Annotated in this window: 26 protein-coding genes and 1 pseudogene; 7 read left to right on the plus strand and 20 right to left on the minus strand. The window is 62.1% G+C overall.

Going from position 1 to position 25,483, the window contains the following annotated elements; translation table 11 throughout:
* Positions 1 to 77 precede the first annotated feature (77 nt).
* From CIW50_RS07935 to CIW50_RS07965, 7 genes are all read right to left on the minus strand, one after another.
* A complete protein-coding gene (locus tag CIW50_RS07935) occupies positions 78 to 956 on the minus strand; it encodes an SDR family oxidoreductase (RefSeq protein WP_149530728.1) in 879 nt (292 codons plus the stop codon).
* 122 nt (positions 957 to 1,078) lie between these two features.
* Positions 1,079 to 1,939, minus strand: coding sequence for a MaoC/PaaZ C-terminal domain-containing protein (locus CIW50_RS07940; protein ID WP_149530729.1), 861 nt, complete (start codon positions 1,937 to 1,939; stop codon positions 1,079 to 1,081).
* A 96-nt stretch (positions 1,940 to 2,035) separates the two neighbouring features.
* Positions 2,036 to 2,425, minus strand: a complete 390-nt coding sequence (locus CIW50_RS07945; RefSeq protein ID WP_149530730.1) for a Zn-ribbon domain-containing OB-fold protein — start codon at positions 2,423 to 2,425, stop codon at positions 2,036 to 2,038.
* On the minus strand, positions 2,425 to 3,573 hold the full coding sequence (locus CIW50_RS07950) for a thiolase family protein (RefSeq protein WP_149530731.1): 1,149 nt from the start codon (positions 3,571 to 3,573) through the stop codon (positions 2,425 to 2,427). The genes CIW50_RS07945 and CIW50_RS07950 overlap by 1 nt, the downstream gene beginning before the upstream one ends.
* A gap of 1,058 nt (positions 3,574 to 4,631) precedes the next feature.
* The gene (locus tag CIW50_RS07955; protein ID WP_149530732.1) at positions 4,632 to 5,069 is read right to left on the minus strand and encodes a DUF1489 family protein; all 438 of its coding nucleotides are present in this window, start codon (positions 5,067 to 5,069) and stop codon (positions 4,632 to 4,634) included.
* Positions 5,070 to 5,119: 50 nt separating this feature from the next.
* On the minus strand, positions 5,120 to 6,070 hold the full coding sequence (locus CIW50_RS07960; protein WP_149530733.1) for a hypothetical protein: 951 nt from the start codon (positions 6,068 to 6,070) through the stop codon (positions 5,120 to 5,122).
* Positions 6,071 to 6,315: 245 nt separating this feature from the next.
* A complete protein-coding gene (locus CIW50_RS07965) occupies positions 6,316 to 6,972 on the minus strand; it encodes a glutathione S-transferase family protein (RefSeq protein ID WP_149530734.1) in 657 nt (218 codons plus the stop codon).
* A gap of 128 nt (positions 6,973 to 7,100) precedes the next feature.
* On the opposite strand from CIW50_RS07965, the gene CIW50_RS07970 reads away from it, so the two are divergent.
* Positions 7,101 to 7,817: a DUF599 domain-containing protein gene (locus CIW50_RS07970; RefSeq protein ID WP_149531554.1), complete on the plus strand. Its 717-nt coding sequence runs from the start codon at positions 7,101 to 7,103 to the stop codon at positions 7,815 to 7,817.
* Here CIW50_RS07970 and tolA read toward each other — a convergent pair.
* A complete protein-coding gene (gene tolA / locus CIW50_RS07975) occupies positions 7,792 to 8,667 on the minus strand; it encodes a cell envelope integrity protein TolA (RefSeq protein WP_149530735.1) in 876 nt (291 codons plus the stop codon). The genes CIW50_RS07970 and tolA overlap by 26 nt on opposite strands.
* A gap of 116 nt (positions 8,668 to 8,783) precedes the next feature.
* Here tolA and CIW50_RS07980 point away from each other — a divergent pair, with 116 nt between their 5' ends.
* Positions 8,784 to 9,095, plus strand: coding sequence for a DUF3253 domain-containing protein (locus CIW50_RS07980; protein ID WP_149530736.1), 312 nt, complete (start codon positions 8,784 to 8,786; stop codon positions 9,093 to 9,095).
* Positions 9,096 to 9,099: 4 nt separating this feature from the next.
* Here the strand turns inward: CIW50_RS07980 and CIW50_RS07985 are convergent.
* The 6 genes and pseudogenes from CIW50_RS07985 to CIW50_RS08010 all read right to left on the minus strand — a co-directional run bounded on the left by CIW50_RS07985 (position 9,100) and on the right by CIW50_RS08010 (position 13,188).
* Positions 9,100 to 9,902 (minus strand): annotated as a pseudogene (locus tag CIW50_RS07985) (YdcF family protein).
* Between the two features lie 86 nt (positions 9,903 to 9,988).
* Positions 9,989 to 10,807 carry an aldo/keto reductase gene (locus CIW50_RS07990; RefSeq protein ID WP_149530737.1) on the minus strand — a complete coding sequence of 273 codons (819 nt, stop codon included), beginning with the start codon at positions 10,805 to 10,807 and terminating at the stop codon, positions 9,989 to 9,991.
* A gap of 87 nt (positions 10,808 to 10,894) precedes the next feature.
* On the minus strand, positions 10,895 to 11,215 hold the full coding sequence (locus tag CIW50_RS07995) for a helix-turn-helix domain-containing protein (protein ID WP_172980265.1): 321 nt from the start codon (positions 11,213 to 11,215) through the stop codon (positions 10,895 to 10,897).
* A 292-nt stretch (positions 11,216 to 11,507) separates the two neighbouring features.
* The gene (locus tag CIW50_RS08000; RefSeq protein WP_149530739.1) at positions 11,508 to 12,221 is read right to left on the minus strand and encodes a hypothetical protein; all 714 of its coding nucleotides are present in this window, start codon (positions 12,219 to 12,221) and stop codon (positions 11,508 to 11,510) included.
* A 137-nt stretch (positions 12,222 to 12,358) separates the two neighbouring features.
* Complete coding sequence (locus CIW50_RS08005; RefSeq protein ID WP_149530740.1) at positions 12,359 to 12,844, minus strand: lysozyme inhibitor LprI family protein; 486 nt, start codon at positions 12,842 to 12,844, stop codon at positions 12,359 to 12,361.
* Positions 12,841 to 13,188, minus strand: coding sequence for a hypothetical protein (locus tag CIW50_RS08010; RefSeq protein ID WP_149530741.1), 348 nt, complete (start codon positions 13,186 to 13,188; stop codon positions 12,841 to 12,843). The genes CIW50_RS08005 and CIW50_RS08010 overlap by 4 nt, the downstream gene beginning before the upstream one ends.
* Before the next feature lie 218 nt (positions 13,189 to 13,406).
* Here CIW50_RS08010 and CIW50_RS08015 point away from each other — a divergent pair, with 218 nt between their 5' ends.
* Entirely contained in the window at positions 13,407 to 13,802 is a 396-nt protein-coding gene (locus tag CIW50_RS08015; RefSeq protein ID WP_149530742.1) for a hypothetical protein, read from the plus strand.
* An 89-nt stretch (positions 13,803 to 13,891) separates the two neighbouring features.
* Here CIW50_RS08015 and CIW50_RS08020 read toward each other — a convergent pair whose 3' ends face one another.
* The 3 genes from CIW50_RS08020 to mgtE are packed head-to-tail and all read right to left on the minus strand — an operon-like array spanning position 13,892 to position 16,982.
* The gene (locus CIW50_RS08020; protein ID WP_149530743.1) at positions 13,892 to 15,115 is read right to left on the minus strand and encodes a CaiB/BaiF CoA transferase family protein; all 1,224 of its coding nucleotides are present in this window, start codon (positions 15,113 to 15,115) and stop codon (positions 13,892 to 13,894) included.
* Between the two features lie 41 nt (positions 15,116 to 15,156).
* Positions 15,157 to 15,540, minus strand: a complete 384-nt coding sequence (locus CIW50_RS29855; RefSeq protein ID WP_149530744.1) for a c-type cytochrome — start codon at positions 15,538 to 15,540, stop codon at positions 15,157 to 15,159.
* Between the two features lie 11 nt (positions 15,541 to 15,551).
* Entirely contained in the window at positions 15,552 to 16,982 is a 1,431-nt protein-coding gene (gene mgtE / locus CIW50_RS08030; RefSeq protein ID WP_149530745.1) for a magnesium transporter, read from the minus strand.
* Positions 16,983 to 17,154: 172 nt separating this feature from the next.
* Here mgtE and CIW50_RS08035 point away from each other — a divergent pair, with 172 nt between their 5' ends.
* Both CIW50_RS08035 and CIW50_RS08040 read left to right on the plus strand, forming a co-directional pair.
* Positions 17,155 to 17,925 carry a polysaccharide deacetylase family protein gene (locus tag CIW50_RS08035; protein ID WP_149531555.1) on the plus strand — a complete coding sequence of 257 codons (771 nt, stop codon included), beginning with the start codon at positions 17,155 to 17,157 and terminating at the stop codon, positions 17,923 to 17,925.
* Between the two features lie 120 nt (positions 17,926 to 18,045).
* On the plus strand, positions 18,046 to 19,344 hold the full coding sequence (locus CIW50_RS08040; protein ID WP_149530746.1) for a polysaccharide deacetylase family protein: 1,299 nt from the start codon (positions 18,046 to 18,048) through the stop codon (positions 19,342 to 19,344).
* Between the two features lie 8 nt (positions 19,345 to 19,352).
* Here CIW50_RS08040 and CIW50_RS08045 read toward each other — a convergent pair whose 3' ends face one another.
* Positions 19,353 to 19,727 (minus strand): hypothetical protein, encoded by a 375-nt coding sequence (locus CIW50_RS08045; protein ID WP_149530747.1) that lies wholly within the window; start codon positions 19,725 to 19,727, stop codon positions 19,353 to 19,355.
* Between the two features lie 152 nt (positions 19,728 to 19,879).
* Positions 19,880 to 21,094, minus strand: coding sequence for an ABC transporter substrate-binding protein (locus CIW50_RS08050; RefSeq protein ID WP_149530748.1), 1,215 nt, complete (start codon positions 21,092 to 21,094; stop codon positions 19,880 to 19,882).
* A gap of 207 nt (positions 21,095 to 21,301) precedes the next feature.
* Between CIW50_RS08050 and CIW50_RS08055 the strand changes: the two genes are divergently transcribed.
* The gene (locus CIW50_RS08055) at positions 21,302 to 22,168 is read left to right on the plus strand and encodes a helix-turn-helix transcriptional regulator (protein WP_149530749.1); all 867 of its coding nucleotides are present in this window, start codon (positions 21,302 to 21,304) and stop codon (positions 22,166 to 22,168) included.
* Positions 22,169 to 22,209: 41 nt separating this feature from the next.
* Here CIW50_RS08055 and CIW50_RS08060 read toward each other — a convergent pair whose 3' ends face one another.
* Positions 22,210 to 23,910 carry a UGSC family (seleno)protein gene (locus CIW50_RS08060; protein WP_149530750.1) on the minus strand — a complete coding sequence of 567 codons (1,701 nt, stop codon included), beginning with the start codon at positions 23,908 to 23,910 and terminating at the stop codon, positions 22,210 to 22,212.
* A gap of 329 nt (positions 23,911 to 24,239) precedes the next feature.
* Between CIW50_RS08060 and CIW50_RS08065 the strand changes: the two genes are divergently transcribed.
* On the plus strand, positions 24,240 to 25,424 hold the full coding sequence (locus CIW50_RS08065) for an MFS transporter (protein WP_149530751.1): 1,185 nt from the start codon (positions 24,240 to 24,242) through the stop codon (positions 25,422 to 25,424).
* The last annotated feature ends 59 nt before the right edge of the window (positions 25,425 to 25,483 follow it).

Below are 25,483 nucleotides of genomic sequence, written 5' to 3' on the forward strand. Positions count from 1 at the left end.
TGGGCCTCTGTGAATGGATGCCGGCATTCTACCGGGAAATATCCGATCTGTCCGCCCGAACCGGGCTGAGATGCCCCTCAAAAACGCCGTGCCCCGTGCTGGCTTGCCTCGTCCGAGAAGAAGATCTCGCCGGCATGGGTCACCACATCCTGCGCGCTCCAGCCATCATGGGGCGGCTTCCAGCCTTCCATTTCCATCATCTTCATCTCGCGGACGCCGCGCGGGCCGGACACGCCGAGAACCTTGCCGGTCTGGCTGCCGGCGAGATCGCTGACCATGTAGAGCACCGCCGGCGCGATACCGTCCGGCCCCAGGGCCGCGCCGGGATTTTCGATATAGCGCGGCAGGTCAGCGGTCATGCGGGTCAGCGCGCCCGGCGCCAGCGTCCAGACGCGGATATTGTATTTGCGGCCCTCGATGGCCAGCACATTGGAAAGGCCCCAGATGCCGCCTTTGGCCGCGCCGTAATTGCTCTGGCCGAAATTGCCAATCAGGCCGGAGGTCGAGGACGTGTTGACGATAACGCCGCCGCCATTTTCCTTCATCCACTTGAAGGCCGGCTGGGTGACGCAGAATGTGCCTTTGAGATGCACCTTCATGACCTTGTCCCAGGCGGCCTCGGAAGCCTTGGCGAAGGTCTGGTCGAGCAGGATGCCGGCATTGTTGACGAGGATGTCGACCTTGCCGAACGCCTTGATGGCATCGTCGAACACCGACTGGCCGCCTGATATGGTCGAGATGTCGGCGCCATTGGCGACGGCCTTGCCGCCCTCTTTCTTGATGGCGTCGACGACCTGTTGCGCCATCGAGAGATCGGAGCCAGAGCCGTCACGCGGGCCGCCGAGATCGTTGACCACAACGGATGCGCCCTCGCGCGCGAACAGCTTTGCGTAGGCTTCACCGAGGCCGCCACCAGCGCCTGTGATGATGGCAACCTTGCCGTCGAGAAGACCCATGACGTTCTCCCTGTGTGGTTTTTTAGTTCTTGTTTTAGTTCCTCGTCATTCCCCGCCACTCCAATTGGAGTAGCTGAGGTTCGCGCGCGAAGATGCGCGCGCCCCGGAACGACAGCGTGTTGTTACGCCAGCACGGTCTTGCCGCTCTTGATCACGGTAACGCCGCGCTCTTTTACTTTCGCCTCGAACGACACCACGTTGCCGTCCTTCCACAGATCCATGCTCACAGTCTCGCCGGGATAGACCGGCGATGAGAAGCGGACCGCGTGCTGCCTGAAGGCGGACGGATCGTAGTCGGCATAGGTCTGCAGCACGCCGCGGCAGGTCAGGCCATAGGTGCACATGCCGTGCAGGATCGGGCGCGGAAAGCCGGCGCGCTTGGCGAATTCGGGATCGCTATGCAGCGGGTTGCGGTCGCCGCACAGGCGATAGATCAGCGCCTGGTCGGGCCGCGTGGTGATGTCGATGGTACGGTCCGGCGCGCGCTTCGGCATCGCATGCGGTTCGGGCTGGCCTTCGGACTTGCCGCCGAAGCCGCCATCGCCGCGCGCGAAACGCGAGGCCACGAGAGTCGCCAGCGCTTCGCCGGCTTCATCGCGCAGGATGGTCTGGTGCAGGATCACCGCGCCCTTGTCGGCGCCCTTGTCGAACACGCCGAGCACGCTGCTATCGGCAGTGATCCTGGCAGCGACCGGCATCGGCTTGTGAAAGGTGATATCGCGCTCGCCGTCGACGACCAGCAGCTTGTTGAGATTCATCTCGCCGGGGCTCGAGCCCCAGGCAGCGACCGACGCATAGGTCGGCACGACTTTCAGCGGGCGCGGCGTGTAGGTGCCCTCGTTGACGAAAGCGAGTTCCTTCTCGTCCATCGGATCGGCGCCCATGCCGATGCCGTAGGCGTAGAGCATCACTTCGCGATCGGTCCAGGCATACTTCTGGCCGATGTTCTTCATCGCCATCATCGCTTCGTAGTTGATGGGCATTGGCTTTCGCTCCCAGTTTCTTGTTCGTTACGTCGAGTGGTGATTTCAGACTGTCATCACCCGCGAAAGCGCGTGATGACAGTCTGAGTACGATGCTTACGCCGGCGTGAAGAACGGCAGCGGTGCGCCGTCGGTTTGCTTCCACACCACCTTGACCTTCTGGCCGATCTTCACCGTCGTCAGATCGCAATCGACGATGTTGGTCTGTACTGACGGACCTTCCTTCAGCGTCACATAGGCGATCACGTAAGGGCCGGTCGCCGATTTACGCATGTGGCTGTAGGTGTAGATCTCGCCCTCACCCGACGACTGCTCCCATTCGGTCTTGTCGGAGAAACAGAACGGGCAGATCGCGCGCGGGAAGAAGTGCGCTTCGCCGCAGGTCGTGCAGCGCTTGATCATGAACTTGCCGTCCTTGGCCGCATCCCAGAACGGCTGCGATTCAGGATTGCCAACAGGGGTCGGATACTTCTTGGCTTCAGTCATTACACGCGCTCCAGAATAGCGGTCGATGCGGCGTGACGCACGCCGAGCAGGCCTCCGGTGCCATGCGCAATCGCGAGATCGCAATTCGGCACCTGCACTTTGGGATGGGCTTCGCCGCGCAGCTGGCGCACGGCTTCGAGGATCTTGGTCATACCGCCGCGATTGACGGGATGGTTGCTGCACAGGCCGCCACCATCGGTGTTGAACGGCAGCTTGCCGACGCCCGAGATCAGGTTGCCGTCGGCGACGAACTTGCCGCCGTCGCCCTTCTTGCAGAAGCCGAGGTCCTCGAGCTGCATCAGGACGGTGATGGTGAAGCTGTCATAGATCGACGCGTACTTCATGTCCTGCGGCGTCACGCCGGCTTCCTCGAAAGCACGCGGACCGGACCACACACCTGCGGAGTAAGTCAGGTCGAGATCCTTGCCGCCGCGCGGACCCTTCATGGCTTCGCCGTGGCCGATCAGGCGCACCAGCGGCTTCTTCAGGCTCTTCGCGATTTCGGGCGTGGTGACGATCATCGCGCCACCGCCGTCACTGACGACGCAGCAATCCATGCGATGCAGCGGATCGGAGATCATCGGCGAGTTCAGCACGTCCTCGACGGTGACGACGTCCTTGAGCATCGCGTGCGGGTTGTATTGCGCGTGATGCGAGGCCGCGACCTTGATCCAGGCGAGTTGTTCGCTGGTCGTACCGTAGTCGTGCATGTGACGCATGGCACACATGCCATAGGCATTGTGCGTGGTAGCGCCAAAAGCGGTTTCGAAATCGGCTTCGGCGCCCTGCAGGCGCGGTGGCATCACGCCGGTGCGCGGCTTGCCGGCCAGTGTAACGAGTGCGATCGAGCACTTGCCCGCAGCAATCGCCTGCGCGGCATGGCCGAGATGAATGATGTAGGAGCAGCCACCGGTCTCCGTTGAATCGACATGGCGCGGCTTGAGGCCGAGATAGTCGACCATCGGCCATAGGCCTCCCTGCGCATCGCCGGCGCAGAAATAGCCGTCGACGTCCTTATGGGAGAGGCCTGCATCTTCGAGCGCGCCCTTGGCGACTTCGGCATGCAACTGCGCGATGGATTTATCCGGCGCATGCCGGGTCGGGTGTTCGTAGATGCCGGCGATATATGCCTTGCCCTTGATGCTCAAACGTCTCTCCGATTTGTGTTTCGTCCAGTTCAGTTTTTTGTGACCTTTCGCGGCAGCCTTGGCAAGCGACAACATTTCACGCTGCGGACGTGAATTTCACAGAGCGGAATGGATGCAACACAGCCGGGAGCTTTTTCGTCGGTGATTTAGCTGTTTACCAATCTGGTCAGCGAGCTCTCACAAAAGCGGAGGTCTGGATTTCCGGAAGTGGTGGGCTGGACTCCGCCGAGGATAGCGCGCGCGTTACGCGCAGGCCGCGACGTTCGATGCGGATTCAACTGTCAAACAGCCACTGCTCTTCGGACGCGCGTCATCACCCCTGTTGTTTGCGGCGCGGGGGCGCCGTCGTCTATCGCATTCCCACCCTCCCTTGAGAGGGCGCGCGGAACGCCGGGTGCCCGTTGCACCCTTGGGCCTGATGCGATGCGGTCTTCCGCAATAGTGAATGCATCAGGACTTTCGGACGCGCAGGGCAAGTGCCCAGCGTTCCGCACGCGGTGTTTGACGGGGTGCCCGGCTTTCCAGATGAACCCTCAGACCCACCATTATTAGACCCCATTGCGATGAGGTCGGATTAGCGCAGCCAAGAACCGAACGCCTCGGATGAAGTCGTCCGTCACTCTGTCCAAAGGGTCTTTCCATCCGAAGGTCGGCCGTCTCCTTGCCAGTGGCAGTGCTGGCGCAGATCCGTCCTGCCCGAAGACAGACGTCCCCCATGAACCGCGTGACGCCGCATCTCCGGCGCCCACCGCATCCCACCCCGCGAACGTGACGATCGCGATCGCCCCTCTCGGTGGGGCAGGACGAAGGGGAATATAATCAAAGAAGGGATATTGTCAACGGCGGGTAGGAAAAAATGTTTAAGCGCCCCACACTGTCATTCCGGGGCTGCGCGCCTTCGCGCAGGCGAACCTCAGCCACTCCAATTGGAGTGGCGGGGAATCTCGACATGTTCAGCGCAAAACACTCCGGGATTCCGGGTTCGCTTCGGCGGCATTACCGCCTTCGCGCGCCCCGGAATGACGAGGCTGGAGCAATGATGACGAGCGAGCCCTGCCCTACAGCAGTCCCAGTTCCCGCAGCTCGCGCCGCATCGGCTCCGGCATAGCTTCGATACTCGCCGCGGCCTTGCCGAGATCCGGCGGCGCGTCCTTGTCGGTGAGATAGCGCCAGCCCTGGAACGGGCGCAGCGGGCGCGGCGCGACGGTGACGGGTTTCGGCTGCATCACCACGCGACAGCGATTGATACCGTCGCTGTCACGGAACGGTTCGATGGCCAAAATCTTTTCGCGCAAAGCGATCTCGCCCTTGATCACCCAGTAGAGCGACCCGCCGTCGAGCAGTTCGGCATCGCGCTTGGGCACCATGCGGGTGATGTGGATGTGATGCTGGGGCGCGCCACGCGCTTTTGCTGCACGCATCCGTTCAGCGAGATAGCTCTTGAAATCCGCGATGGATTCACAGCCGACGGCGAGCTTGATGAGATGCAGGGGCATAGGTCAGAAATCAGCACCAAGACGCGGTTTTATAAGGCGTTATCCACCGCTCAGTTATCGGCCCGCGGAGCTTCCGGCGCAAGCTGCACAGGCGCTGCGGCGGCAGGTGCCTGTGGACGAGCGGCAGCCTTCGCTGCGGGTTGCTTCTTCGCCGCAGCGGGCGGAGTTGCCGACGTAGCGCGTGGCGCAGGCGCCTGCGCATTGGCCGCTGCCGGTGGCTTCACGGGCGTTTCCGTCATGATCGAGATCGGCGGGATCGACGACGAGGACGGGAAATCGGCCGTGGTCGGCTTGCCGGTCGGAACCGACGCCGGCAACCCCACCAGCGCGCCCGTCGCAGCGGCTGCAGCCGCAGGCGGCGCATTCCAGCCGGGCGCATAGCGCGTCACGAGACCCTCATAAGTGCGCTCTTCCATATTAGAGGCAATCTGCTTGTGATCGGTCAGCGCGGCATAGGCAGCGCAGCTCTCCGGCATGCAGCGATCGCGCGACTGCAATACATACGCGACCAGACCGTAGCGATCACGCTCGATCGCGCGGCGCAGCCCGGCCAGTTCGGGCGTCATGGATTTATTCGCTGCGGCGACATCGCCATACGAGATCAAACGATTGATCTGCGCAGCCGAGGCCGATACGGCAGCCGCCACAGAATCCGCCGAGCCGAACAGCACCTTCTCGCAACCCGCGAGCACCATATCGCCGGCGAGATCGTCGAGGCAGGACAGCGCTGGCAGCGAGGCATTCACCTGAGGCGCTGCAACGACGGAGGGCGATGCGCCCTGCCCTGCGGTTTCGGATTTGCGCAGCGTCGCTGCAGCGGCAACGCCGATCGCCAGCAGCGTGATCACGGTCAGCGCGCCATTGGCGACAGACTTCTCGGCACGCAGCAGCGTCGCCAGCACGATCAGGGCGAAGAAGACGGAGGCCGCCAGCGCGAGCCACATCGGAAGCGTCGGCGCGCGCCAGATTTGATCGAGCGAATTCGCCCATACCCCGTTCATCGAGTCGTCCCTGCATATGTGGAAGCCAATTTTCCAAAGAAAGCCCTGCTTCCGAAGAAAATGCTTCCAAAGAAAGTCGGGTTGCCATGAACCCGCAATATGCGGTTGTTATGGCACGGCCGCGGTCATGACGAAATCGTGGCGACGCTGGCCTGGATTCTGACGAAACCAGAATCCAGGCCCCATCTTTTTATTTTGACGCGTTTTCTGGACGCGAACCGGTATCCACTTCGCTCGAAAACGCTTCAGTCATCCTCGAAACGCGGGATGACGATGGTTTCGGCAAGACCCTCGTCGGTCCATTGCCGGAACGCCGGCAGCGCCTGCATCGTGTCCATATAGGCGCGCGCTTCCGGCGTGACATCGATGTCGTAAGTCAGGAACCGGTGTACCACCGGCGCATACATGGCATCCGCGCCGCTGAAGGCGCCGAACAGATACGGGCCAAACGCGCTGTAACGCGCGCGGCAATCGGCCCAGATCTGCTGGATGCGCCTGATATTGGCCTTGGCATCGTCGGACAGCGCCTTGGCCCGGACCGGCCGGTGCAGATTCATACCGCATTCGTTGCGCAGCGGCATGAAGCCGGAATGCATCTCGGCGGACACCGAGCGCGCATGGGCGCGCGCGGCCCGGTCTTCCGGCCAGAGCATGGCGTCGGGAAAACGCTCTGCGGCATATTCGATGATCGCCAGCGAATCCCACACGGTGATCTCGCCATCCACCAGTGCCGGCACCTTGCCGGACGGGGTGACGTCCAGAATGCGCTGCTTGTCGGCGGCATCCGTGTACAGCGGCACAAACACCTCCGCGAAGGGGATGCCGGCAGCCTTCAGCGCAACCCACGGCCGCATCGACCACGACGAATAATTCTTGTTACCGATCACCAGCGTCAGCGACATCAACCACTCCTTGCGAGACCGGTAAATTGCCACGCATGCGCCTCTGCAAGCAAGCTGCGTGCACAGGCTTGTTGCTGCATCACGGCATGCGTGGCAGAAGTGCCAACTGATACAGTAGGTGCTTCATGATCAACTATTCCTGGGTCGACGTCTTCGCGCTGGGCTTCTTCATCCTGGAGTGGACGACCTATGCGATCACGCTGGAGCACACCAAATACGGCCGCGACAGCCTGTCGGCACGCATGCACGCCTATCGTGAGGTCTGGATGCGCCGCTTGCTGGAGCGCGACGCGCGCATCGTCGATACCCATATCATGACCTCGCTGCAGAACGGCACCGCCTGGTTCGCATCGACCACGCTGATCGCCATCGGCGGCTCGCTGGCACTGCTGCGCGCCACCAACGAAGTGATGCCGATGATGCAGAACCTGCCGCTCGGCTTCAACACCACGCCCGGCATGTGGGAGATCAAATGCTTCGGGCTGATTCTGATTTTCGTCTATGCGTTCTTCAAATTCGCCTGGTCGTACCGGCTGTTCAACTACGTCGCGATCCTGATCGGCGCGATGCCGCTGGCCTCGAAGCGCGACACACCGGAGGCCGAAGCGCATGTGGTGCGCACGACCAGGATGTTCGGCGCGGCAGCGCGGCACTTCAACCGCGGGCAGCGCGCTTTCTTCTTCGCGCTCGGTTATCTCGGCTGGTTCGTCAGCCCGTGGGTGTTTCTGGTCTCGACGGCAGCCGTGGTGATCGTGACCTGGCGCCGGCAATTCGCCTCCAATGCCTGGCAGGCCATGGCGCCCGATGCCGAGTTGAGGGTTACCCCGCGAAATCCTGCGGCGTAAAATCGAGATCAAGCACTTTCCACTCGTCGTACTTGTCGGCCGGCAGCATCGCATAGGGCTGGCAGGCTTCCAGCGCCTGTTTGGCCGCCTGCATCAGCAGCGCGGCCTTCGCCGGCCGCCGGACCTCGATCACCGTGGGTTCGGCGACCAGCCGGCCATCCGGCGAGAACACCGCGCGCAGCTTGACCCTGGCGTCATCGCCGCGGGCAACGGTGGCGGGCAATTTCGAACAGGTTTTGAGATGCCGCCGGAAGGCGCCGATGTCGAGCTTCGACAGATCCGCCTGTTCCGAGGCTCCGCCGCCAAACCCCTCCGGCAATCCCAGCATGACGCCGTATTTCACGGTGATGTCCGCCTCGGGCTGCGGCGGCACCTGCTGCGGCCCGGGCTGCGGTGCCGGAGGCTGCGACTGCAGGGCTGCCTGCTGTTGCGCTTGCTGCTGCGGCGGCGGTTGCTGGGCCGCCGGCTGCTGAGCGGCTTGTTGCTGTGCTGACGGCGCGGGTTGCTGCGGGGACGTCTTCTGTGGCTGCGGCGGCGTATTTTGAGTCGACGACTGCGGCTTGGCGGCTGTGGCCTGCGTCTTCTGCTCTTCCAAAGTCGGCTTGTTGGTCAAATCAGGCAGCCTGAATTCCGGCTTTTCCGGTTCCGGCTTCTTCTCCGGCTCCGGCGGCGTCTCTTCAGCCTTCTTTTCAGCCTCCGCGAGCTCCTGCGGCGTCACCAGATCGACGGCAACGCTCTCCTCATGGTGCTCGGCCGGCCGCGCATCGGCGAAGTACACGCCGGTCGCCAAAGCGAGATGGCACGCCACCGAGATGGCAATCGCTGCGCTGATGAGGTGCTTTGGTTCCATACGCCTAACGGGACTTCTGTACGCCGACTGGCCGGACCATAGCGCCGCGCCCCTCCCCGCGCCATGACCGCCATGCCACAGCTTGCGTCGCGCGGTGCGATCGGTCATGGCAGTGCATGGCCAAATCCCCTCCGAAGACCCCGAAGCCGTCAGCCGCCAAGCTGGCCCCGAAACCCAAGCCCTTGCCACTCGACGAGGCCATCCTCGACGCGCTCACCCGCAACGGCGCGGGCACGCTGAGCCCGCCGGAGATCGCGCATGTGATCGAGCCTGAGGGCGACTGGCACGCGCTGCTGATGCCGATCCGCCGCGCGGCGGTCACACTGGCGCTGGCCGGCCGGCTGGTGATCTATCGCAAGGGCAAGCCGGTCGAAGATCCCAACGACTTCCGCGGCGTGTATCGGTTGGGGCTGCCGAAGCCCGAGTGAGGCATCAGCGCTTCTTCGGCCCCGGCAGCAATTCGCTGCTGCGGCCAGCGAGCCAGTAGGTGATCAGTCCGACCCATTCGTGAACCGCGAGGTCGCTCCGGCTGAGGCCGGCGCTGGCCGAATCGAAGGTCTCGGTGGCGTCGATCCAGCCGCGGGTGCGCCAGTCCACCGGATAGGCTTCGACATCGAATCCGGCCCTGCGGAACGCGCCGATCGCGCGCGGCATATGCCAGGCCGATGTCACCAGCAGCCAGCGCTCGCTGGGCTTTGACGCCACCAGCCGCGCGGTGAACACGGCGTTCTCGTCGGTGGTGCGGGACTCGGTCTCCAGCGTAACGCGCTCGGACGCCACGCCGAAGCGCCGCAGCAGCTCGCCGGCAGTGGGCGCTTCGGACAGCGACTTCTCGATCAGGCTGCTGGCGCCGCCGGTGAAGACGATGCGCGCCTGCGGATAGCGGCGCGCCAGCTCCAGCATCGCCGTGACCCGCTCGCCGGCCGAATTGATCTCCAGCGACCCACGCGCAGCGGAGCTATCGGGATCGATGGCCCCGCCGAGCACGATGATGCCGTCGGGTGCACGGCCATCGTCCTGCCATTTCGGAAAACGCTCGGTCAGCGACAGCATCAGCACATTGCCAGCAGGCGAATAGCCGAACAGCAGCAGCAACAGGATGCCAAAGGTCACCAGCAATGTCCCGACACGCTGGCGCTGAAAAACACCAGCACAATGCCGATCACGCAGATCACGGCGATTGCATTGGACGGCTCCATGAAGAAGCCGAGCATCTTGGAGAAAGTGAAGAACATGAGGCCCTTGGCTCGCCGGACGGTGTCACTGCATGAGCCATCCCGTCTGCAAGATCAATGCGGCAAATGCCGGCTGGCCTGATGGATCAATCCCATTTCGGCGCGAAGCCGTAGTTGGTCAGTCGCCCCTTCGGATGCGCCAGCTGCGAAATCCGGGACATCTCGGTCTCAGAGAGCATGAAATCGAACACATCGATGTTCTCCGACAGACGCTCGACCTTGGATGTGCGCGGGATCGCTACCGCGCCCTGTTGGACCAGCCAGCGCAGGCAAACCTGTGCCGCGCTCTTCCCATGTGCCTTGCCGATGTCAGCAAGCGTTTCATCGCCGCGGACATTGCCCTGGGCGATCGGGCTGTAGGCGACCATGGCCAGACCATTCTGCCGGCAGGCCTCGCGCACCTTCGCCTGATCGAGATAGGGATGGTATTCGACCTGATCGCAGACCAGCGGCGCTGGGCATGCGGCCACAGCCTGTTCGATCAGCGCCACGGTGAAATTCGACAGGCCGATATGTCTGGTCAGGCCCATCTGCCTGGCATGCGCCAGCGCGCCGAGCGTTTCCTCCAGCGGCACCTGCGGGTTCGGCCAGTGCAGCAACAGCAGATCGACCTCGGTCATCCGCAGCTTGGTCAGGCTCTCCTTCACGGAGCGTTCGAGATTGTGAGGCGCGAAATGCGTGGTCCAGACCTTGGTGGTGACGAACATCTCGTCACGGCGAATATGCGACGCGTGGATGCCCTCGCCAACGTCGCGCTCGTTCTCATAGATCTGTGCGGTGTCGATGTGGCGATAGCCGAGCCGGATCGCCTGCTCGACGGTGCGTGCACAAGCGCGGCCACGCAGTTCCCACGTCCCGAGGCCAATGGCCGGGATGCGGGCGCCGTTTGCTTCCACGAACTGCATCATCTTCTCCTCTGACAGAGGAACGATACGAACGCCGACAAGCTTTTCGTTGGCGGGTCAGCGCCAACGGTGATCCACAACGATCGTTCAGGCGTCCGCAGCAACCGGCGCGAGCGCCGCAAACACCGTCTCGGGCGCGTGAGCAATCACCGCCAGCAAGGCACGGGCCGGACCGCGCGGCATGCGCTTGCCCTGCTCCCAGTTGCGGATCGTCTCGACGGGAACGCCAAGACGCGCGGCAAATTCCATCTGGGTCAGCTGCGCACGGCGGCGCAGATCGCGAACTTCGGCGTCGCCGTGTCGCACCGCGACCGGTTCCGGCACGACAGGCATATCGGGAACCAGCGGCACTTCGTGCCCGTCCCGCAATTCGACGATCCGTCCGTCAGCCTTCAACCGCAAGCGCATGTTCGACCTCATTGCGCGCGATGGTCGTCGATTACCGTTAAGGAGCCGTGAAGACAAGTGAGCCGGCGATCCCGGTGTTGGCGATCATCGGCCCCAAGAGATGCGGGATGGCCGGGCACCCTTGTTGCTGAAACCGCTTGAAACATGCTTCGGCGAGCGAGGCCGCTTTGAACCATGAGCCGCCATCCGGGCATCGATAGGCATTCGGCTCGGATATGTGATGCAGGTCGTGCGGGAGCGGGCATGGCTCGCTCCCATTCGTCGCAAAGCGCGAACGGTGCTCGCAGCCACTTCAATTCGTTGTGGTCTTGCTGCCGCGCATGGACACAAGCTTGTTTTCACGAAATCGGAGAATGAGCCAAGCGGTCTCATCGAAACCGTCTGCGAGCTTTCCCTCGTGCGAATACACGATCTGAGCAGCTTCCGACTTCGACGGCGGTCCCAACGCCGTGATTACCTCCTGACGCGACATACCTAAATGCAGCTTGCCGTCGAAGATGACAGGCGAGAATTTTTCCGGGATAACGCCGCAATCGGTCGAAGCCCCGGCGTCTTTCTCGGTGAGCTCTTCAACGATTTCCGTGACGAGATGATCCGGGCCGCCTATCTCCCCGCCGGACGCGACCCACAATCGATGCTGCGTGCGCCGATAACACAGCCAATAGATACTATCTCCAGCGTCGCCTCGGTGTTGGATGGTCCCTTCGCCCAAGGCTTCGCGAACCGCGTCGAGCCGCGTCTCCTCGAAGCGGCCCGCAAATGAGCCTAGCGAAAAGCGGGTCGCCAACCTCGTTACGACTGTCGGCGGCACGCGCTCGAACGCACGTTCGTTGATTGGGGGCGGCGGTGTCTGCGCGGAGCAGTCATCCGAGGGGATCGCAAATAAAAGCAGGAGCAAGAAGAGCGACTTTCGACCATCAACTCTGTATTGGCTTACATTAGAAATTGAGCGCATCTGCAATAGCTTCTCTCGTTTAACAAGGATGGTCGAACCAAATAAGATCATGACGAAAGAGGAATACTTCAGGTTTTGTTCGAAGGGCTGTCACGTCGTTTGCAAAAACAGCGGAAAGCTCTCGCGCTCTGCCCCCACATCGAGGATACGCCTATGCGAGAGGCAATTGAGAGTGGGACTAAGAGGTCTCAGTGCTCGTTGACCGCAGCGCCGAGCTTGATCAAGCTCAGCGCGCGGTTCGCGGTCTCGCGCAGGCGGCAGTAGTTCGCGTCGCCCCGGTACATGCCGGGCTCGACTTTGTCGAAGACCACGCAGAAGCGATCACGCGATGCGGCGAAGGTTTTCTGCGACTCCTTGACCGCCTTGATCTTGTCGGCGAACCCGCCGGCCTCAACCTTCTTTAGCGCCTCATTGGTTTTCTGCGTCCAAATGGCGAGTTCGCGCGCCGCGCAGGCTCTCCATTTGGCGACATCGTCATTCACGCCCTCCGCCTTTTTGATGCAGGGGTCGGCGACGAGCCCGACACACGCGCCGCCGAAACCGCCGGTTTCCTCCGCGGTCTTCAGGCAAGCATCGATCACTGCAACGTCGGCGGGCGCGGTGCCCTGGGCGAAAGCTATCGATGAGAGCGGGAGGCTTGCGGCGAGCAGCGCGGCGGAAAGTTTGAGCTTCATTTGAGATCTCCGTTCGGCGCATCGAAAATATGGAACGCAATACCACTGTGAGCAAATGAAGCCCCGCGAGCCGGTACACCGGCGGGTGTGGCGGAAGGGCCGGACGTCGAGTGGGAAAGCGAAACGAGCGGGTACGCGGCTTGCGCTACGCTCTCTTCAATCAATGCCTTTGAATATGCCTTGACCTCGCTCACGAGATTTTCAGACAATAAGTGACGCATGCAGCTTTGGTCGTCGAAGGCCCAGCATTGGTTCATCTGAATGTGGAATAGGAGCGCCGACGTGGCGACTCTGAAGATCGCAATTCGAGTTGTATGGACGATATCTGTAGTTGGAGCGGCCACATTTTCAGTGCTCCTTATGGCTGGCAGCAGCACGGATTTGTTGGCGCTCTCGCCCTAGGTTCTGTCGGCATCGCTTTGAGTGCCGCTGTCGCCGCAAGCCCGGCCTTGGTGCTGCAATTATTGCGTTGAGCACGCTGCTACGTTGACGGATAACGACGGCAGGACCGGTTTGGGGCACCCACCGGCTACGCCGCTGGCAACACTATGAGACTTCAAAATTGAACAAGATCGCCACGAAGACTGACGAAGGTGGCATGAAACGCTTTCTGATTTTCCCGGCTCTCTTTCCGACTCTTGCGTTGGTCGTATTCACGGCGCCTGATGGGTTTAAGAATCTTCTGGATTGGATGGTTGAGTCCTACGCAATCGCGGTTATCCCGGCCTTGCTGCTGGCTTGGGTCGATTGGATGCTTTCTGCAAAGCTACTCCGAGTTATGGGAACGGCGGTGACGGCAGCACTCCCTGCAGTCTTGGTCATGCGTTTCATGTGGGGAGAATCAAACGACTTATGGCCAATATTGATGGTTGGGCTCGTCGGAGGACTACCAGCCGCGGTGTGTTCGTGGCTATCCGATGGCCGAACGTTAAGCATGAACGCGCGAGCGAACAGCTAAAGTTTAATTGGCTCTCCGACCGACTTGCGGTCGGTCGGAGATGAGAGCGAATACAGCTGTGACGCCATCGATCGCCTGCCCCGACCGGCCTAGACGATGCCCTTCGTCCTCAGCGCGGCGATCCGTTCACCGTCGTAGCCGATGGTGGACAGGATTTCGTCCGTGTTGGCGCCGAGAAGTGGCGGCGCGTGATATTCGGTGATCGGCGTGCCGGAAAACATCAGCGGATTTCGTACGAGCGAAAGCGCCGGCTCGAAGGGATGGTTCGAGCTCACGCGCATACCGCGGGACTTCACATGAGGGTCCGCGAAAACCTGATCGAAGTCGTTGATGGGGCCGGACGGTACGCCGACCGCCTCCAGACGCTCCAGCCAGTAGGCGACGGGCTGCTTCAGGAAAAGACCGGCGAAGATGGCCATGATCTCCTTGCCATGCTGGACACGATCGTTGTTCTTCAGGAAGCGCGGATCCTTGGCCAGGTTCGGCTCTCCGAGCACTTCGCATGTCCGCTGGAACTGGCCGTCATTGCCATTCACGAGCATCAACTCGCCATCGGTGCAACGGAAGACACCGGCAGGCATGCCGCCATTGCCCCAGGTTCCGCGCCGTGGCGGGACTTTTCCGCTGATGAGATAGGGTTGGAGCCAATGTGAAAGGGAGGCGATCACCGTATCGAACAGACAAGCATCGATTTGCTGTCCCTCGCCGCCGCCGGCATCGCGATGATAGAGCGCCGACATCACGCCGATGGTGGCATTCAAGCCGGTCATATAGTCCACGATCGAGGGACCGACCTTCATGGGGCCCTCGCCGGGCTCGCCATCGAGATGGCCCGTCACGCTCATGAGACCACCCATCGCCTGCAGGATCGCATCATAGCCGGCGCGTGTGGCGTAGGGACCGGTTTGTCCGAAGCCCGTCACCGAGCAGTAAACGATGCGCGGGTTGATGGCTTTGATCGCGTCGTAGTCGAGGCCATAACGCTTGAGGTCGCCGACCTTGTAGTTTTCCAACAACACGTCGGCGGTCTTGACGAGTTCGCGAACGATCTCCTGGCCTTCAGGCTTGGCTACATTGACGGTGACCGATTTCTTGTTGCGGTTGGCGCAGAGATAGAACGAATTGTCGTGCCTGCCGCCTTCCGGATCGTTCAGATAAGGAGGGCCGAATGCACGGGAATCGTCGCCGGTTCCGGGGCGTTCGATCTTGATGACTTCTGCACCGAGATCGCCGAGCATCTGACCTGCGATCGGGCCGGCAAGCACCCGCGTCATATCGATAACCTTGATGCCCGAGAGCGGCAGAGCCGGCATGCATTTCTCCTGTTATGTCGATGCGTCACGCGACGCCTTGATCATTTGGTCTTAGCGATCTTGTCAGTCAGATACTCATTCAGATCGCGGAAGTCCTTAACCGTCCATGCGAACGGAGGCAACTTGACGCCGTTTTCCCGCAAGGTCCTTGGAATAAGATCGCCGTTGGGACGGAGTATCACGGATGATACAATGACGCCGGGATAATCAAGTAAGCGCTTCTTGAACTCGGGTGTTGTGAGATTGGGTGCAGGCGGATTGCTTTTATCAGCCAAAGGCCCTGTGCCCTTGACGTCGTTTCCGTGGCACATTGCGCAACGGCTTAAAAAAATCCGCTCCCCATTCCTGCTGTCTGCGAGAGACATCGACGGCATACAAAGCACTATCGCTATTGCAGTAGCAACGCCCCCTTTCCTAACTATCATAGTGCTCTGCCTCACTTCAGCCCGAACCACAGCGTCGCGATCCCCAGGAAAGCGAAGAAGCCCACCACATCGGTCACCGTGGTCACGAATGTCCCGGAGGCCACCGCGGGGTCGGCTTTCACCCGTTCGAGCACCATCGGGATCAGGATGCCGCCGAGTGCGCCGGCGATCAGATTGCAGATCATCGCAAGGCCGATGACGATGCCGAGGCCTGGCGTCTTGAACCAGGCATAGGCTGCGATGCCGGTGATCACGGCAAAGGCCAGTCCGTTGATCAGGCCGACGAGGCCTTCGCGGATGACGATGCGCAGGGCGTTGTTGGGATTGAGCTGCCGCGTCGCCAATGCGCGCACCGCGACCGTCATGGTCTGGGTCGCGGCATTACCGCCCTGGCTGGCGACGATGGGCGCCAGCACCGCCAGCGCCACCATCTGCTGCAACTGGTCCTCGAACAGGCCGAGCACCGACGACGCGATGAAGGCCGTGGCGAGATTGATCAGCAGCCACGTAAAGCGCCCCTTGGCGATGGTCCAGAAATTGTCCGACAGCTCTTCGTCCGACGTGACGCCGCCGAGCGCCTTGAGGTCTTCGTCGGCCTCCTCCTCGATGACGTCGACGACGTCGTCGATGGTGATGACGCCGACCAGCCGGTCGTCGGTATCGACCACGGGTGCTGCGACAAGATTGTACTTGCCGAACATCCGCGCCACTTCCTCCTGATCGTCCATTACCGAGACGCGGCGGCGGTCCTCGTCGATCAGGTCGGCCAGCAGTATCGGGCGGCGGGCGCGTAGCAACGCGTCCAGCGAAATAGCGCCTTGCCAGCGCTGGTCGGCGCCGACGGAATAAATCTCGTAGAAACGGTCCGGCAGGTCCGGCGTTTCGCGCATATAGTCGATGGCCTGACCGACATTCCAGTCCGGCGGCACCGCGATGAATTCGGTCTGCATCCGCCGGCCGGCGGAGTTTTCGGGGTAAGTGAGGCTGCGCTCGAGCGCTACGCGCTCGGACAGCGGCAGCTTCTCGAGGATCTCGTCCTGGACCTCCTCGTCGACGCCTTCGAGCAGTTCGACGGCATCGTCGGAATCGAGCTCGCGGACACCCTCGGCGACGGTTTCAGGCTCCAGTTCCTCGAGCAGTTCCTCGCGGACGGCATCGTCGACTTCGTTGAGCGCCGAGAAGTCGAAATCGGCGCCGGTCAGTTCGATCAGCGGCGCACGCTCGTCGGCATCGAGCGCCTCGATCAGATCGCCGAGATCGGCCTCATGCAGCTCGCCGACGATTTCCTTGAGGAATGCGGTATCGGCAACCTGAACCGCGTGCGAGATCGCCTCGACAAATTCGGGGCGAATGTCGCCTTCATCATTGCGCATCGGCATCCTGTCGAGCGCCGACAATTCCTCGGGAGCGACCGATTGGGCGAGATCGACGTCATCGGCCATGCCGCACCTCGCCTGCTTGTTTGGGGGGTGACGGAGCTAGCGCTATCCTGTTGGAAATGCGCTAATCCATCTGTGAACGGAAGCTCGCATCAGGCATTACCCAATGCGCAATGCCTGATGCAATCGGAAAAATGCGGTGCGCGAAATCAGCGGCCGGGAAAGTGTCGTGATCGTGTTGAAGGCCGCCATCTTTGCCTTGATTGCATCGACCGTTGTCGCACATGCCGAAGACTGCCCGCGCAAGGATACGCTGGGCACTGCGCGCGTCCTGACGGTCGATCCGAAGATCACTCCGCGCGTCGGCACCCAGAGCTTTCCGGATACGCTGCCACTGGAAGACCACGAAGTCGTCCTGACCTTCGACGATGGCCCGAATGCGCCGACCACGACGAAGATTCTCACGGCGCTGTCGCGCGAATGTGTTCGGGCGACCTTCTTCCTGATCGGCAACAGCGCCACAGCCAATGCGTCGCTGGTGAAGCGCATGGCGGCCGAGGGCCACACCATCGGCCACCACACCCTCGCCCATGCCGACCTGAAGAAGATCAGCAATGCGGCTGCCGTCGAACAGATCGACCGGGGCATCAGCGCCGACGAAATGGCCCTGAACGGCAAGGCGACCACAGTGCCAACCACGCCGTTCTTTCGATTCCCCTATTTCGAGTCGACGCCGGCCTTGCTCGACCTGCTGCAATCCCGCCGGATCGCGGTGTTCGGCGCGGATTTCTGGGCCAGCGACTGGAATCCCATGACCCCGCAGCAGCAACTGGAGCTGATTACCGGCCGGCTGAAAGCCGCCGGGCGGGGAATCATCCTGTTTCACGACACCAAGGCGCAGACTGCCGCGATGCTGCCCGATTTCCTGCGCTATCTCCGGGAGAACCGCTACCGGGTGGTCCATATCGTACCACCTGCCGCCGGCTCCCCGGCCCGCTCCCAATAGAGCAAATCCCAATAGACGATGATGCGGAAAATACCGCCGCGGGCCGACATGATTAACATTGCGTTCACAGCCGCCCCGCTAACCTTGCGGCCGAAATTGAAGCGAGTGACGGATCGACTGATGGACAAGGCGACGACTGACCGGGCGCGACGCCTTCTGTGCCTGAGCCTGCTTACCGGCCTGACCCTGTTCGCCGCCACCGCAGCCTCCCCCACGACGGCGCTTTCGGCTGAGGCGTGTCCGGGCAACCCCGACGCGCTCGGCACCTCGCGCACCATCGTGGTCGATCCCCGCGAACACCCCAGGATCGGCACCATGCAATATGCCGAGACGCTGCCGCTTCAGGACAAGGAGGTCGTGCTGACCTTCGACGACGGCCCGATCCCGAAACACTCGAATGCGATCCTCGATATTCTGGCCTCCGAATGCGTGAAGGCGACGTTCTTCATCATCGGACGCATGGCGAAGGAGCATCCCGAGGGCGTGCGCAAGCTGATCGCGCTCGGCCACACCGTCGGCACCCACAGCCAGAACCATCCGCTCAGCATGAACCGCATGCCGATCGAGAAGGCGCAGCAGGAAATCGACGACGGCATCGCCAACACCACGGCGGCGCTCGGTGACCCTGCGCTGCTGTCGCCGTTCTTCCGGATTCCCGGCCTGCTGCGCGCGAGTGTCGTCGAGGACTATCTGGCTTCGAAGGGCATCCAGACCTGGAGCGCCGATTTCCCGGCCGACGACTGGCGCCACGTGTCGCCGCAGAAGGTCCATGACCTCGCAATCTCGCGCATCGCCGCCAAGGGCAAGGGCATCCTGTTGCTGCACGATATCCAGCCGCGCACGGTGGCCGCACTGCCCGGCATCCTGCGCGACCTCAAGGCCGGCGGCTACCGCATCGTCCATGTCGAGGCGGCGACGCCCGACAAGCCGAAGACGCCCACGGAGCCGCAGCAGTGGCAGTTGCATCCGGTCTCCGAGACGGTCGCCGTCACACGCTGGCACAAGGTGCCGACATTCGCCTTTGCCCATGAGGACATGCTGCCGGTGCCGGCGATCTCGGCCTCCGACCAGATGCTGTCGTTGACCGAGAATTTCGATCGCATTCGCCGCCCGCGCAATGCCATGCCGCTGCCTGAACAGGCACCATGGCCGCGCGTCGCGACGCTGCAGACGATGACCAGCAATGCCTCGCTGCCGGTGCCGGCCTCAGACCTGTTCGAAATCACCGAGCGCCTCAACCGGCCGATCAACGCGCTGATCCGGCTGCCGCATCACGCGCAGCAGACGGTTCCGGTCCGTGCCGCTGAATCAGATGCCATCGGGAAACTGATCTCGCTCGATGCCAGCGCCGCCCGGCGCACCATTCCCGGCGCCATTCCGCCGGGCCTGCATCCGACGGCGACCGCCGCCCCGCACTGAGCGCGCGATTATTCGGTGACGATCTTGGCGATACACAGCACCACGATGATGCCGAGAAACAGCAGGTCGACATAGGACTTCATCTCGCCGGCCTGGCGCTGATCGACCACGTCCTTCACGACAGCCTTGCGCGACGACACGGCGGACGGGCCTTCGCCTGCCAATCCACCGAGCCGGCGCGTCTCGAGTTCGAGCTTCTCGATCGCCTTGAAGAAGACGAATGTGCGCAGCGCCGAGATCGCACGCATACCCGCATAGGCCAGCACCAGCGCCGCAACGATGGCGCGCTGCTGATAGGTGCCGACGAAATTCAGGCTGAAATAGACCAGCGCCAGAAAGGCAAAGTTGGAGAGGAAACGATAGGCATAGCTCAGATATTTCATGTCCGCTCCGGAAGATCGACCGGCACGGGATGGTCGCCGCCGGGTGCGGCACTGCTAGCGGCAGATCGTTACGGGAGCGCTAAAATGCGACGACAACTGCAATCGATCTTCCGGTTTGGTTAAGCCAAATCGGCCTTGCCCACGCAACGCATCTATTTGAGCAGCGTACATTCGCTTTCCGCTATGGGGCTGAATGCGTCCTCGCCCCGAACGGTTGAAAGGTACTGGTAGTAATCCCAGGGTCCTGTGGACTCCGATGGAGATTTAACCTGAAACAGATGCATGTCGCGCATGACGCGACCATCCTTGCGGATCTTGACGTCCTTGCTCATGAAATCGTTGACGGGCAGCGATCGCATCGTATCGGAGACGACTGGTCCGGCGATCGAGCCCGCCTTCTGAACGGATTTCAGATAGTGAGTGACTGCGCTGTAAACGCCCGCCTGGATCATATTGGGTTTCTTCTTGGCGAGCGCTTCGAAACGTTTGGAAAAGCGGCGCGTCTCGTCATCCAGGTCCCAATAGAAGGCCTCGGCGATAACGATGCCTTGCGATGCCTTGAGCCCGAGACCATGCACGGTGTTGATGAGAAGAAGGAGGCCGCCGAGTCGCTGGCCTCCCTTCACGATACCGAATTCATCGGCCTGCTTGATCGTGTTCAGCGAGTCATCGCCCGAATTGGCGAGACCGATGATCTTGGCACCGGATCCCTGTGCCTGCAGCAGAAAGGATGAGAAATCGGCCGTCCCGAGCGGATGCCTGACGCGGCCGAGTACCTTTCCGCCCAGCCGCTCGATGGCTGTCGTTGCGTCCCGCTCGAGCGCATGACCGAACGCATAGTTGCTCGTGATGAAGAACCAGGTGTCGACGCCGGATTTCGCCATTGCTCTCGGCAGCGTATTGGCCAACGCATAGGTGTCGTAGGTCCAGTGAAAGCCCAAAGGCGAACAGGCCTTGCCGGTCAGGTCGGACGTCGCCGGGCCGGAGAACATGGCGATCTTTTCTTTCTCCTTGACGATATCCTGGATCACCAGTCCGGCAGCGGAGGTGCCACCGTCGACGATGGCGCTCACATTCTCGACGTCTATCCATCGGCGCGTGATCGCCGCTGCGATATCGGTCTTGTTCTGATGGTCGGCGGAGAGCAGTTCGATGCGACGCCCAAGCACTTTCTCTCCGAAGTCTTCAATCGCAAGACGCGCCGCGATCACCGACCCCAACCCGGTCACGTCCGCGGTACTGCCTGACTGATCGTTGAGAACACCGATTCGAAGCGGCGCGTCTTCAGCGCGACCGTCGCCGAGCGTCGCAAAGGGCGCAACCAACGCAAGCGCCAGCAGCATGAAACGAGACTTTGAGCTTGGCATTCCACGTTCCTCTCACGACAGCCGACCTCGCCGATCGGCTCACCCCGTCCAAAACGCTCTCGAAACCAATCATGCAAAAACATGGCCGGATTCCCGAGTGCCGGAGGAAGCGTGTGAAAGCTTGAACGTTATTGGATATTTCGCGAGCGTAGGCCGGCCGGACGCAAAGCGCTTGCTTCCCGCCACGCCCCCCTCCTAAGCTCGGGCATGGCAATCGAAGAGACTCTTCCCCGAGGCCTGAAACTGCACGATCTGGGTGGGATAGAGGTCGTCGCAGGGCGATATCGCGACCATGTTCTGCCCCGACACAGCCACGACGGATTGATGCTGTCGCTCTTGAGCGACGGCGTACAGGCGCTGCGTTGCCGAGGCGTGACTCACTTCGCCGATGCGGGGAAAATTCTGGCGGTGCCTCCGCATGAAGTGCATGCGGCCGAACCAGGCGTCGAAGGTGGATGGTACTATCACACGATAACCATTCCATCGGACGTACTCGAACGGCATCACCCTCAGGGCGCACGCTTTCTCTGCGAGACCGCAATTTGCGATGACGAAATGAATCGCGTTCTGCAGGCGCTGTTCCGCAGCTTCAATGGAGCGCCCGTACTTCGGCAGGAGGAAGCGTTACTTGACGTGCTGGAGCATTTTCTGACCCGGCATACCCGCCTTCCGCAGAGGGCATCTCACAAGCCGATCGAACTGCGCGCGGTCGAGACCTGCAAGGCATATCTCGCCGCCTATCTTCATCGTAACGTCACGCTCACCGAGCTGTCGCAACTTGCGCGGGTTGATCGCTTTCTGTTGGTCAGGTGCTTCACGGCTATCGTCGGAATGCCCCCGCATGCCTGGCACATGCAACAGCGCCTTCACAGGAGTTTCGAAATGCTGTCCAAGGGGCAAAGCGTAGCAGATGTTGCCGCTGCAACGGGGTTCGCGGACCAAGCCCATTTGACACGCGCCTTCAAGCGGGTGACCGGCATCACGCCCGGCCGGCTCAGGAAAGACCATCTCGCCTTTCAGTCGCGGCCGGCGACCAGCCGTCCGCGCATCACGTGGCCGCTTCCCGGCCTGTAACGACTGACGCCGTCGCAGAGGAAAGACCGCCCGGCCACCGGTCACGCAAGCCGTATTTCCCGGCTGGTCGGGAAACCGTGAAGTCCATTGCTGCCGAACACCATCGCGTTAGACCGGTACGGATCGCCCGACACGACGATCAGGATATGTTCCACGCGCTCGACGATGGGCACTAGCCGGTTTGGATCGTCGCTTTCCGCGAAATGCGCGGCAGCAAGCCCGTCTTCATGAAGTCGCCGCAACGTTCTGCGTCCCGGAACGCAGTTAGAGTATTTGCCGATGTAAGCTTCGAACTTCCAGGCGGGAATCCGGGCATGGCGATAAAGCCGTTCGCGAAGATTCTCGATATTGCTTCCGGCCTTCGCCAGCGTCTTGGCGACCATCGGACTGATCGCCACGAGCGGGCGGAGGGTGCCGGGCGCAAGGCCGGCCGTGAAACATAGTTCCCAACAGCTTTGACGGATCAAACCGTCCGCAAGATAGATCGCGATGTCTTCGGGATCGCGGCCGTAGATGGAGCCGACAACGGTGTCGCCCGTGAACCGTCCGACCGTTACAATGCTGGAGCCCTTTGCGAAGCCCTGGCGCCCTGCGAACGTCGTCCAGCCCAGCTTTACGACTTCCGGCTCGTGCTCGGCGAGGACCACGCGGGCGGAATGGCCGAACGTGCATTTGTCGCCCTCTCCCGGCCGCAGCCCGACAACATTTCGCAGGAAGAGACGCAGGAACCGTCCCACCGTGGTGTTGGCCCTGCTCCCTTCACGCATCGCGCCGTTTTCGCAATTGAACCCGAGCGCTTCAATGACCGGACCATTGAGCAGGATCAGCGGATCGCCGCCCGTCGTGTCGCCGCTGTGCTCGACCCCGTAGGCGGGGCTGGCCATGATCTCGGCGATGGCGACCAGGACCGGCATATATTCTGCCGCGCAGCCGGCCATGACGCCGTTGACCGCCACATTCCAGATCGTCACGCCGGATCCGGATGGCTGAACGCAGCCAATCAGCCTGTCCGGCGGATATGGCGTAAACTTCAAGAACTCTGCCACCGCGTCACGCGTCGGCGGAACGACCGGCAAGCCGTCGGACCATCCTTCGACCCGATAGATATCGTTGATCTCGTTGAAGTCGCCCGTCGCCACAATCTCGGTCGGCGAATATACCCTGGCCGCTTTTCCTGGCGGCGCCGGCTGTGCAGTAAGACATTTCACGACGGCATTCGCCGTGTGGGACAGCACCATGTCACGCAATTCGGCATTGCTCAGGCTGTCGACATATCCTGGCATCTCCACCACGGGCAGCCAGGCGCAACCAAGACCCGGAGATACTGCACGGGCCTGTCCGGCAAAGCCCTCGCACACCAGCGAGGCCGTTGGAATGCCGGCCTTCTCGATTGCGGCACTGGCGCGCATGACCGCCGGCGTGCAGGCGCCGCAGCAGCCGATGCCGGAAATCACCACATCCACACCATGTTCAGCGAGCTTGCCCGGCAGTTCGGCGAGCACCTTGCGATCATTGCCGCCGAGTGTATTTCCGAACTTCTCGTAGCTCACGAAGGTTGCGCCCGGACAGACTTCGCCCAGAGCTTCCTCCAGGAGCGCAAAGATTTCATCGCCGCGAAAGAGGTAGTCCCAGACGAAAGCAATCCGGCGGCCTGCAAGGGTCGCGGGGCGGTTCGCTGGATAAAATATCTCGATCGAAGGCGCCCCTCCCGGCCAGACCGTTCGATGAGGTGTAGCTGTCATCATCCGATGGTTCCTTGCACTGACGTGTTGCAAGGACTTTGCCTGGAGCGGGCGCGCGAATATTGAATGATGTTGGATAAGTTTCGTTATCTTGCGGGACCGTGACGCGCTTCGATGTCCGGCTTGACGGAGATCAGACCCCGTCCAGGTACAACCCCGTCAACGCGCCACGGCTGGCTGGTCGGTAAACCGCAACCTTGACAGGGGAACCTGCTTCGCCGTAACCAGCCGTCATTGCAGGGTGTCTCCCCGCCGTAAGCGTTAACGTCACTCAACGTGCTCAGCTCCGGACAGCCCAACGCGGCTGGCCGCCTCGAAAGCACGTCGACATGAACCAGAACGCTCCTCCAAAATTCAAAACTGCGTCGCTCAGCCGCGACGACCGCAAGAGCCTGATCAAGCAGGTGTTGATCGTCTTTTTCGGCTTTCTCTCGGTCGGCCTGCCGCTGCCACCGATCTCGCTCTACATCCATGACCAGCTCGGCTTCTCGGCCGGTGTGATCGGCTTTGCGATCGGCATCCAGTCGGTGGTGACGGTGCTCACGCGCCATCGCGCCGGTACGCTCAGCGATCACCACGGCGCGCGTTACGCGATCCGGCTCGGCCTGCCGCTGTCGGCGCTGGCCGGCCTGTTCTATCTGCTTGCTGCCGTTGCGCCGCTGCCAAGCGAAGGCAAGCTCGCGTTGCTGCTGACCGGGCGCGTCGCACTCGGATTCGGCGAGAGCCTGTTCATCACCGGCGCCATGAGCTGGTGCATCGGACGGCTCGGCCCGCAGCGTACCGGTCTGGTGATGTCATGGCAGGGCATCGCCATGTATTCGGCGATTGGATTGGGCGCACCGATCGGGCTTGCGGTCTATGCCTCCATCGGCTTTGCCGGCGTCGGCGTGCTTGCGGCCATCTCGCCGTTGATCGCGCTGGCCATCGCCTATGCGATCCCCGACGTGCCGGTCAGTGGCAACACCGAACGCACGCCGTTCTACAAGGTGATCGGCCTGATCTGGCGTTCGGGCACGGTCTTGTTTCTGGCCACCATCCCCTTCGCGGGGATCACCGGCTTTCTGGCGCTGACTTATGTCGAACGCGGCTGGTCCGGCGCCGGCATCGCGCTGGCGGCGTTCTCGACGGGCTTCATCTTTGTGCGTCTGGTCGGCAGCCATTTGCCCGACCAGTTCGGCGGCGCGCGCGTCGCCATGACATCGCTGGCCATCGAAGCCCTTGGTCAGGCGCTGATCTGGCTGTCCACGAGCCCGATGCTCGCGCTGCTCGGCGCGCTCGTCACCGGCATCGGCTTCTCGCTGATCTTCCCGTCGATGGGCGTCGAAGCCACGCGCCGCGTGCCGATCGAACAGCGCGGCCGCGCGGTGGCGAATTTCATCGCCTTCTTCGATCTCGCGATCGGCCTGACTGCGCCCGCGGTAGGCTATGCCGCCGGAGTATTTGGCTATGGCGCGACGTTCGTGATCGGCGCTGTCGCGGCGATCTGCGCGCTGGTGCTGGCGGCGAGCGGGTGAAACCCAGCGCGCTGCCTCGCTTCAATTGTGTCTGCGCCGCTGCGCGGTTCAGGGAAGAA

It is taken from the genome of Tardiphaga sp. P9-11, from assembly GCF_008329525.1.
In the GTDB taxonomy this organism is placed as follows: domain Bacteria; phylum Pseudomonadota; class Alphaproteobacteria; order Rhizobiales; family Xanthobacteraceae; genus Tardiphaga.